Genomic DNA, 9,983 nt, shown 5'->3' with positions numbered 1-9,983 from the left:
ATTACCGGGACAGTCTGCCGATTGACTCATAATGACGGAATTTAACGACAGTCCCTATTTTATATTGGATTAGAAAGAATACTGTACAAGCAGGTTCATACGGTTGGCATGGTTGGTGGAATTGTCGAAGTTGGTGCGCCAGCCACGCAGATATTCAGCGCCTACCTGCATGTTCGGGGTTACGTTCCAGAATACGTTGGCTACGAAATACTGTCCGTAGCGGTAGGTACTTGGCAGGTCGTTGGGATAACCGTCTTCAGAGTAAAGGCGGGACATGCTGTAAGTGCTTGAAAGGAATATCTTTGGAGAAATGTTATATTGTAGACCTGCATACCAGCCCAGCATGGGCAATGCCTGCATTTTGCCTTCCTTTTCGGGATTGGGGACAATATCGACGTTCAGATTACTGATGTCATTCAGGTATTGCCCGATACCTTTACCATAGTTGACTTGTCCGAATGCCTGCCATTTTTTACCGAGGTTGAAGGTCGTTGAGGCTTGTACACCGTATCCGGTGACGCTGGAAGCCTTGTCCCTTTTCGTGCTGGTATATGTCATGCTGCGGATGATACCTCCTATACGCAGATGACTGCTGCTGTTCCAACTGTATTGTGCCGAAGCTGTGAAGTCCGGCATGCGTTGCTGGGCAATTTCGAATTGGCTGCTTGTTGTGCCGTCAACGGCAGGCGCCTCGATGGAAGCTTGGAAACGAAAGTCTTTCAGCCCTTTATAAGTATATGACAATTGTGTAGCGCGGTAGAACGTGGCACCGTTGGGCCCCTGGAAGTCAATGGTGGAGGGGAGGGCGCCTAAGTCCATGAAACCGCCGTAAGTATATCCCACCGTTATATTTCGGAATGACATATAAGCATTCCGTAGCTGGAATGTTTTGTCTCCTCCTCGGAAATTTCCGGCTGTATAGACTGTGAAGTCACCCAATAGCCGGGTGTGTCCGACTAATTTCAGAAAGATAGTGGCCGTACTGGCATCCATTTGAAATTGATTTTTGATTTTACTACTGCTTGGAATGTTGGCAGGAACAAAGTCAATATCATCCACAATACCTCCAAAATCATACTCGCCGGTGGCACGGACATACCCTCCGATACCCAGGGCGAATTTGCCTTGTTTGTCCATCAATAAGAAGCGGGGAGCTTTCGGGTCATGGATGTAAGGCAATTGTGACTCATTCATGATGCGGATAATCTCGTCGCCCGCTTTGTCGATAGTAACTATGACAATGCCGTTGGGGGCTTCGTCATCGATAATCTCTTTTTTTTGTGCATGGATAGTGGACAAGGGAAGTCCGGCTACGCACAACAGAAACATTGCTTTTAAGATTGTTTTCATTTAAGTTAGGTTTTGATGAATGTGCTTTCAACAACTTAAATGAAAAAAGGTTTTGTAGTCTTGGAGGAGGAAAGGAGGTTATTCCGTCAGTATTCTTGCCTTGAATGAAGATCGTATGCAAAATTACCCTTACCCTAATTTCCGGAATAACCTCCTGAGAATGTGTGTTAAGTTACTTATTTTTTCATGACGGCATTCCACAGCGCTTTGCGTAGGGTTCCCATGGTGTCATCGCCTTCATAATCCCAGAACATCATGCCTTTCATGCCATTTTTTAATATCCATTCACCTTTTGCGGCAATACTGCGGGGATTGTCGTAACCACAGTAGAAACTGCCGTTTTTGGTGACATAGGGGACATTGCCTTCTGTATCCCAATTTTCGATGACATAGCCGTCATCCTTACTCAGGTTGAGAATATCCCGATAATTGATGCTGCCGCCGGCATTGAAATCGGCTCTTCCGTAGAACGGAATTCCCAACACTAATTTGTCGGCAGATACCCCTGCATTCAGGTATTCGTCTACGGAACGCTGGCAGTCCCAGTAATTACTTGGCTTGTTCAATGCTGATTGATGCTGGGGGGCATCAACCAGATCATAGGCCATGATATTGACGAAATCTACATACGGGTCTACGGCCTTTACATCAATATATTTATAGCCTTCGCCTTGGGGACGCTTGTCCATGCAATAACCTGCATAGGTCAATAGGGTGGACTGCCCCAACGCTGCACGCAGGTCTTTCATCAATAGGGTGAAGTTTTCCACATCTACCAACTCGTCATAGGCATTGCTGCTGAAAGTCATACCGGGAAATTCCCAGTCAATGTCAATACCGTCTATGCCCTCACTCGAAACAAAGGCTTTGCAGTCTTGTGCGAATTGCTTGCGCATTTCCGGACTCTTCGCCAGGGCGGAGAAACCTCCGTCCTGGGAATTGTCAGTATTGGAAACGCTATTGGTAAAAGAGAGTAATATCTTCACATGTGGATACTGGCTCTTTATTTTCTTTACCTTATCAAAACGGGATTTATCACCTTGCAGGCCAAACTTTTCATAAATTCCGTTTTTAACATATAATTCTGCAAAAGCGTAGTTTATGTGGGTCAGGTATTTGGCATCGGGTATGGATGTGCCATAATAAGTGACGTAGCCCAATGCAACCCGGCCTGCAACCTGCTCGGCCATTTCGGTCTCGTTGTCTTCATTTCCCGGAGCTGGCAGTCCGGGCATGTAGTCGTCATTGTGACATGCAGCTACTAGAAAGACAGTAGCTATTATAAATAGCAGTTTCCTTTTCATAGAGAGTGCATATTATTCAGAATCGGTTTCTGCTTCAGTCTTGAAATAAGCATACCAGCCGCTGTCGTCCCAATCCACACCACCGCTATACTTGCCGGGATGATAGATTGTGATATAGTTCTCATCCAGTGTCAGCAGCCAGAATTTGTTGCTGCCTACGCTTTGTCCGTTGTCGTCATAATTTCCTCCGATGGTGGGGATACTTGTTATCAGTTCACCCAGTACTCCGTCTTCCGGTTTTTCGTGTGTGAAGGAGAAAGTACCTTCTGCCTTCAGGTTTCCGCTGGCATCATAGGTTTTCATCTTGTTTCCGTCGAATTCGAATACCATGGACTGGTCTCCCGCTTCGGCGGCAGTGACATTGGCCCACCAGGCAAAATTTGATTCGGGAGTATAGCCTGCACTGGTATATTTCCAGCCTCCATGAGCCCCCATATTGCAGACGGAACCCCAGCTGACTTCACGGAATTTCCAGGTCTTCTTGGCAGATTTGTCACTCTTGTCGGTTGCACCGGTGAAGTAAGTGGACCAATCGTCGAATACATTGGTCACAGTCACTACAACCGGATCTGTCTTGATAATCTGATTGGCGGAAATGCCCATATAGTAGATGGAATAGTCCGCATTGGACTCCATGATGACCGTAGCGTTGTCCGTGACCAGAGTCTTACTTTGTTTACTTCCTTCGCCCCCCCATTCTATGTGCCATGAACCGCCAATGTCCGGGCGGGAGTTTTTCAGGGCGATATACTGGTCGCCTTCCACTACTCCGTCTTGGTTGGGGAAGGGTTGGGTAATGGATATGGCGGCTTGTAATGCCTCCTTGGTTATGGGTGTACCGGCATCAGTCACATATTTGTCTCGCAAGTCTTCGTCTTCGATAGGATCGCATGCAGTAACGATGAAGGCTGAAGCAAGCATTGCTATCAATATTTTTGTTACTTTCATATTGTCTTTATTTATAGGTTAATACTCTTACATATTGTTCCAATCCGAGAACTGGGCAGATGCATCCCAGCCTGGATTCTGCTCAAGGACTCCATTGGAGATGTCGATTTCGTCTTGCGGAATGGGCCAGTAGCCTTGGGTTGCTTGTAGGCGTTTCTTATAGTCGAATTTGACCATCGGTACCACCGTAGCGGCATTTATTATATTGAACCCGGTCTGTTTGTTGAGTATGTCACCGGCTTCCTCAAGCGAAGGACCCGACCAGCGAAGGATATCCCACCAGCGGATGGACTCGAATGCAAGTTCCCAGCGGCGTTCCTGCTTGATGGCTTCCAGGGAGTAGGCCACCGGAGCCAAGTGGGAGCGGGCACGTACCTTGTTCAGACCCGTAGCGTCTTGTTTCAGCTCGGACTGCATGAGCAGAACGTCGGCAAAACGGATATGAATCAAGTCGGCTATTTGGAGTAGCTGTTGGGATGTCTGCGAAGATATTCCGGGGAACATCTGCTTGCCGAAAGGTTCGATTTTGCCTTCATTGTAGGAATTGATATTGATGTATTTTTTCTGGAAATAGCCGGTTTGTTCATAGTAACGATAGGATACGGTATATTCCGGTTCACCCTCGTCCATGGTGCAGTCCATCAGTACATTGCCGGCAACATTCGGATCAAGTGCTTTGTACGACCATATGGAACCGGTCAGACGGGGATCCTCCTTGTAACCGTCCGTATAGGTCTGCTTGGCGGCCCAGTCTTTCCATTCGTTGACCATAGCCGGAGATACAGGGCCAGCTCCCCAACCGGTGCCGAAGGGATAACTGTCTTTGTTGGAATAGTTGTCGGCAGACGGTGAATAGAATTGCGCGCATGTGTTGGAGAACCAGGTATAGGTCCAGTCGGATTTCAGGTTATGCTTGTTGGCGAATAAAGTTTCGTCGGAACTGTTTCCTTCCCATTTCAGGTTATGGTTGATAACGTATTGGTAACGGAACCCTTCGGTATTGTCTTCGGTAGCATCGTTGGTGTAGGCCCAGATGTTGCGTTGGTCGGACACCAGTTTATGACCGGAGTTGTTTACACAGTCATCTATCCAAGAGATGACCTCCTCTTTGGTAGTTCCGTTGGGGAGCTCGTTTTTTTCGTAGCGTCCGGTATAGAAAAGGAATACACGTGCCATCATGGCTTCGGCAGCATATTTTGTAGCGTGTCCGGTCATGTCTGAGCCTTTCGGATAAATCTTTGCCGGCATCATTTCGATAGCGTTTTTCAAGTCGGCTGCAATCTGGGTGTAGATTTCGTCTACGGATGCACGCGGCAGGTTGGTACTTTCCAGTGTGGTGCGTAAAGGAACTCCGCCAAAGACTTGTGCCAGCTCATAATAAGCCATGGCACGTAGGAAGTAGGACTCACCGAAAAGTCGGTTACGTTCGCTCTCGCTGGACCATGATTTCACATTCTCCATTGTGTTGATGGCATTGTTGGCACGGTTGATAAGGGTGTAGCAACGGTCCCAGATACCGGCAAATGTATTCAGATTGCCACTGTACATAAGGAAGTTGGTGGCACAGTTGTTGGAGTAGGAGAGGTTGCCTCCCAGACAGTCGTCACCTGCCAACTGGGCAATGTAATACTGGGAAGAGGTTTCAGGACTTTCAAACAACAGATGGGCGTATATGGCCGTCACCATCTCTTGGGCATCCTTTTCTGTCTCCGGGAAGTTGGCGGTTGTCTTTTCGGTCAAAAGTTCCGAATCGAGGAAGTTTTCGCATCCTGAAAGAAGAATCAGTATTGCTGATGCTATGAATAATATCTTTTTCATAATTTCTTCGGTTAATTAGAATTTTACATTTAAGCCTATCATATAGGTACGTGCACTGGGGTAGTAGCCCAGGTCGATGCCTGATGCCCAACCATAATCGTCGCCACCGTAACCGATTTCCGGGTCCATACCGGAATAGCCGGTGAAGGTAAAGAGGTTCTGTGCGGTCAGATACAGGCGCAGCTGTTGTACCGGTAACTTCTTGAATGCTTTCTTGAAGTCGAATCCCACAGTGATGTTCTTTATCTTGAGATAGTCTCCATCTTCGATGTAAATGTCTGATACTCTGTTCCAGTTGGAGCTGGAAGCGCTGGACAGTCTCGGGAACTTGTTGGACGTACCTTCGCCGTGCCAGCGTTGGAATATCTCTGCTGTATAGTTATTCAAGGGTGAGGAGGAGAAGTCACGATAACACTTCAGAATCTGCTGGCCGAATGCGCCGTAAGTAGTGATTGAGAAGTCAATGGCCTTCCAGCTGGCATTCAGGGAAAGTCCCATTGTCAGGTCGGGATTCGGGTTACCTATCATAGTACGGTCATTGGCATCGAGCGTACCGCTATTGTCGGTGTCTGCCCAGATTACGTCACCCGGCTGTGTCTTGTCGCCGTTCAGTTTCGGACCTTTGTAGTTGTCTATCTGTTCCTGGTTCTGGAATATGCCGTTACTCTTGTAGCCGTAGAAGTAGCCGATGGGTTTGCCTACTTCAGCACGGAAGCACTCTTCGGCTCCTTCCCACAGAACGCTGCCGCTACCGTGGATGATTCCGTCTTTGTTGGCAATCTTGGTCACTTCATTCTTGTTGTGAGCAAGGGTCAGGTTGGCTCCATATTGGAAATCCTTTCCGATGTTGTCGTTCCAGTGGAGTCCTACTTCAATACCCGTGTTTTTTACATTACCGCCATTGACGGACACTGCATTGGCACCGAAGGAAGAGAGTACCGGAGCCGTAACCAGCCAGTCTCTGGTATTTTTGTTATACCAGTCGAATTCAAAGCCCAGGCGGTTGTTCAAGAAGCGTGCATCGATACCGAAATTCAATTGCTCCTGTGTTTCCCAGGTAAGGTCCGGGTTGGTCAGTCGGTAGGCGTATGAACCGGTACTGATGAGGTCCATGGAGTCGCCGAACGTATAACCGCCATATCCGTTGTTGGAAGTTATCAGTGAAAGATATTGGAAAGTAGATACATTACAGTTACCGTTTTGCCCCCAGGAAGCGCGTAGCTTTAAGAAGTCCAGCCATTTGATTCCTGACATGAAGGACTCGTTGCTGATAACCCATCCTGCGGATACTGAAGGGAAGTATCCCCAGCGGTGTCCGCGGGCAAAAGTGGAGGAACCGTCCGCACGCATGATGACAGAAGCCATGTATTTCTCCTGATAGTTGTAGTTGACACGTCCGAAGAAGGAGGCGATGGAACCTTCCCCGTTAGGCTTGCCAGTCAAGGAGGACACACTGTTGGCGGTCAATGGAACATTGGACAAATAAGCGTGCTTGAAATCATAGAAGTTTGAGCCTATGGCTGAACCGCTCATTTCTTCTCCCATACCCCATTTTTCAATACTCTGACCTACCAGGACGTCGATGTTGTGGTCATCGATATTGAAGATGTAGTTGGCTGTATTGTCCCATGACCAACGGTTATACATAGACATGGATTGGGTAACCTTGTCTTCTGCGTTGTTGAGTGACGCACTCAGATAATCGAATCTCGGCAAATAGGAACGATAACTGGAGGCTCCCATGATGTAACCGAACTGGCTCTTGATACGCAGGTTCTTGATGGGTTGCAGTTCTGCATAGAAGCTGCTCTGCATGTAATGGGACTTGCTTAGGTTCTGGTTCATATAGTAGTCCAGATAAGCTATCGGGTTTTTATTGGCTCCGTTGGAGATATCCCATTTGTAGTTATCCTTTTCCTGGTCTGCATAGAGGTAGTAGCCCCCGTCTGAATTGTAAGGGTGCATCAACGGGCTCATGATGAGCATATTGTGCACTCCGTTCCAATAAATGCCGCCGGTTCCGAATGAACCTTGCGTTTGCGAATATTTGTAGTTGATGGTTTCGCCCACTTTCAAGAAGTCAAGATTGCCTTTTTTCATGACTACGTGGTCCGAGTTGACACGGAAGTTGTAGCGGTTCATTTCTGGAAATTCGCCGGGAACTCCCATGGTGGCTTCTTGGTTGGTGTATGAAATACCTATGGCATATCTGGAACGGTCTGTTCCTCCGGTGATGTTGACTGCGTGGTTCTGTACCAATGCATCTTCATTCAGCACTTCCTTCAGCCAGTTTGTCCCTTTCCATGTTCCGTTCTGTATGGCCTGCAAATCCCTTTCCGGAATATAGGTCGCCCAGTTGTACGGACTCAATCCGTCCATTACACGGCCTTCATCCTGCATCATCATGTACTCTTGGGCATTGAGGATAGTAGGGATTTTGTAAAGGTTCTGCACGCCGACATAGCCGTCGTAACTGACTTCGGCAACGCCGGTTTTACCTCGTTTGGTGGTAATCAGGATAACGCCGTTGGCAGCACGCGCACCATAGATGGCGGCAGAAGCGGCATCCTTCAAGACGTCCAAAGATTCAATGTCACTCGGGTTCAGTCCGTCGATGCTACCGTTGGCAACTCCATCTACCACATAAAGCGGGGAGAAGGTTCCGGTAGTACCGATACCGCGGATATTCACCTTAAAGCCCGAACCCAGGAAGCCGTTGTTCTGCGTGATGTTGACACCCGGTGACTGGCTCTGCAAAGCGCCCAGGGCATCCACAGTGTTCAGCTTGGCTATGTCTTCTCCTTTTACTTGTACAGTGGCGCCGGTGACAAGTTTCTTTTTCTGTACACCGTAACCGACAACAACTACTTCATCCAGTAGTTCGGAATCTTCTGTAAGGGTGATTTTCATGTTGGCATCTGCTTTGGCTTCCTGCGTCTTATAACCGATGTAGGAAATGACCAGGGTGGCACCTCTTTTTACGTTTAGCGAGAATTTACCGTATAAGTCGGTGGTAACTCCATTGGTAGTACCTTTTTCCAAGATACTTGCTCCGATGATAGGCTCTCCATTCTGGTCGACAATGATACCGCGGGCTGTTTGTGCCTGCATCTGTTCTGTCACTCCGAATGAATTTTCCGAGTAGGTCTCTATTGCCATGATTTTGCTGCTTCCTATAAATAGGGAGGCGATGGCAATTGCTGTGAGGATTTTGTTGTTCGATGTTCCTCGTTTACGATTTTCATTCATAATAGATGTTTTTTGTTTAAGCTAATGGATCTCAAAATAAATAGGTTGAATAGAAGATGACACTAATAGTGTCTTGGGGCTTTCGGGTAAATCATAGGCATTCATTGTTTTTCTAAGGTTACTATATATAATATGGTATATTCTTGGTTAATATCAATGTGCTTTCCAGAGCTTCCGGATTGTTGTTATCAAATATAATCCTAATTTTCATTATTTAAAATATAGAATCGTATGTATTAAAATATGTTGTCCATTATTTTATTTGCTTAAGAAATTTGCGTGAATGAAATCTTGTTTGAGAGCAAACTTGGTTGCATGTTTTTGATTTTGTGCTAAAATCAGTTAATATATTGATTTTTATGCTGTTGGTTTGTGTTTTTTAAAACTATTGTAAATAATATTCTTGGTTTGGAAAATCTTATTTAAGTCTCGTTAACTAAATATGCACTGTCTGTAATTACTTCGAATAAAAAAAAGGAGCTTTGTCTTGCTTGAGTTTTAGTTAAAATATATGTTGTTTGTTCATTTGCAAAACTTGTTGTACCTTTGCAACCGGATTTAAAATGTATGATGCCGTGAATAGCGGTCGTGTATTCTAGAACACCACGTAAAAAACAGGAGTATGAAACAAAAAGTATCTGTACCTTTTATGTTGCTGGGCATTCTGTTCAATGTATGCCTGATTGCAGCCAATCTTCTTGAGACTAAAGTTATCCAGGTTTTTGGTATTACCGTAACAGCCGGATTGCTGGTCTTCCCGATTTCTTATATTATCAACGATTGCATTGCCGAGGTTTGGGGCTTTCGTAAAGCCCGCCTGATTATCTGGAGCGGTTTTGCCATGAACTTTTTTGTGGTAATGCTGGGACTGATAGCCGTGGCGTTGCCTGCCGCCCCTTTCTGGGATGGTGCCGCGCATTTCAATTTTGTTTTTGGAATGGCGCCCCGTATTGTCATAGCCAGTCTGACGGCATTCTTGGTGGGCTCTTTTCTGAATGCCTACGTAATGAGCCGCATGAAACTGGCAAGCAACGGGCGTAATTTCTCCGCACGTGCCATTTGGTCGACGGTGGTTGGTGAGACGGCAGACTCGTTGATTTTCTTTCCGGTGGCGTTCGGAGGAATCATTGCATGGCGGGAGTTGCTGGTGATGATGTGTATCCAGATTCTGCTGAAGTCCATGTACGAGGTATTGATACTGCCTGTGACTATCCGTGTGGTAAAAGCTATTAAGCGGATAGACGGTAGTGATGTCTATGATGAAGGCATCTCCTATAAAGTATGGAAAATAGGCGATATTTAAAGCCCCTTACC

General features: G+C 46.5%; 6 protein-coding genes. 1 reads left to right on the top strand and 5 read right to left on the bottom strand.

Features of this window, described 5'->3' with window-relative positions:
- Nucleotides 1-69: 69 nt before the first annotated feature.
- From DWY55_RS17250 to DWY55_RS17230, 5 genes are all read right to left on the bottom strand, one after another.
- Nucleotides 70-1,350, bottom strand: a complete 1,281-nt coding sequence (locus DWY55_RS17250) for a hypothetical protein (protein ID WP_005831518.1) — start codon at nt 1,348-1,350, stop codon at nt 70-72.
- A 176-nt stretch (nt 1,351-1,526) separates the two neighbouring features.
- On the bottom strand, nt 1,527-2,654 hold the full coding sequence (locus tag DWY55_RS17245; protein ID WP_005831514.1) for a glycosyl hydrolase family 18 protein: 1,128 nt from the start codon (nt 2,652-2,654) through the stop codon (nt 1,527-1,529).
- A gap of 12 nt (nt 2,655-2,666) precedes the next feature.
- A complete protein-coding gene (locus DWY55_RS17240; protein WP_016274291.1) occupies nt 2,667-3,602 on the bottom strand; it encodes a hypothetical protein in 936 nt (311 codons plus the stop codon).
- A gap of 27 nt (nt 3,603-3,629) precedes the next feature.
- Nucleotides 3,630-5,420 (bottom strand): RagB/SusD family nutrient uptake outer membrane protein, encoded by a 1,791-nt coding sequence (locus DWY55_RS17235; RefSeq protein ID WP_022402014.1) that lies wholly within the window; start codon nt 5,418-5,420, stop codon nt 3,630-3,632.
- A 15-nt stretch (nt 5,421-5,435) separates the two neighbouring features.
- Nucleotides 5,436-8,669 carry a SusC/RagA family TonB-linked outer membrane protein gene (locus DWY55_RS17230; protein WP_009038188.1) on the bottom strand — a complete coding sequence of 1,078 codons (3,234 nt, stop codon included), beginning with the start codon at nt 8,667-8,669 and terminating at the stop codon, nt 5,436-5,438.
- A gap of 622 nt (nt 8,670-9,291) precedes the next feature.
- Here DWY55_RS17230 and DWY55_RS17225 point away from each other — a divergent pair.
- Nucleotides 9,292-9,972 (top strand): queuosine precursor transporter, encoded by a 681-nt coding sequence (locus DWY55_RS17225; protein WP_005831504.1) that lies wholly within the window; start codon nt 9,292-9,294, stop codon nt 9,970-9,972.
- The last annotated feature ends 11 nt before the right edge of the window (nt 9,973-9,983 follow it).

Source organism: Bacteroides sp. AF25-38AC (assembly GCF_003602995.1).
Lineage (GTDB): Bacteria > Bacteroidota > Bacteroidia > Bacteroidales > Bacteroidaceae > Bacteroides > Bacteroides uniformis.
The sequence above is the reverse complement of the archived record's forward strand: the minus strand, read 5'-3'. Positions and strand labels throughout refer to the sequence as shown.

Excerpts from the sequence above, each read along its gene's own strand:
- DWY55_RS17250 (WP_005831518.1), bottom strand. The coding sequence starts at position 1,350 with ATGAAAACAATCTTAAAAGCAATGTTTCTGTTGTGCGTAGCCGGACTT.
- DWY55_RS17245 (WP_005831514.1), bottom strand. The coding sequence starts at position 2,654 with ATGAAAAGGAAACTGCTATTTATAATAGCTACTGTCTTTCTAGTAGCT.
- DWY55_RS17240 (WP_016274291.1), bottom strand. The coding sequence starts at position 3,602 with ATGAAAGTAACAAAAATATTGATAGCAATGCTTGCTTCAGCCTTCATC.
- DWY55_RS17235 (WP_022402014.1), bottom strand. The coding sequence starts at position 5,420 with ATGAAAAAGATATTATTCATAGCATCAGCAATACTGATTCTTCTTTCA.
- DWY55_RS17230 (WP_009038188.1), bottom strand. The coding sequence starts at position 8,669 with ATGAATGAAAATCGTAAACGAGGAACATCGAACAACAAAATCCTCACA.
- DWY55_RS17225 (WP_005831504.1), top strand. The coding sequence starts at position 9,292 with ATGAAACAAAAAGTATCTGTACCTTTTATGTTGCTGGGCATTCTGTTC.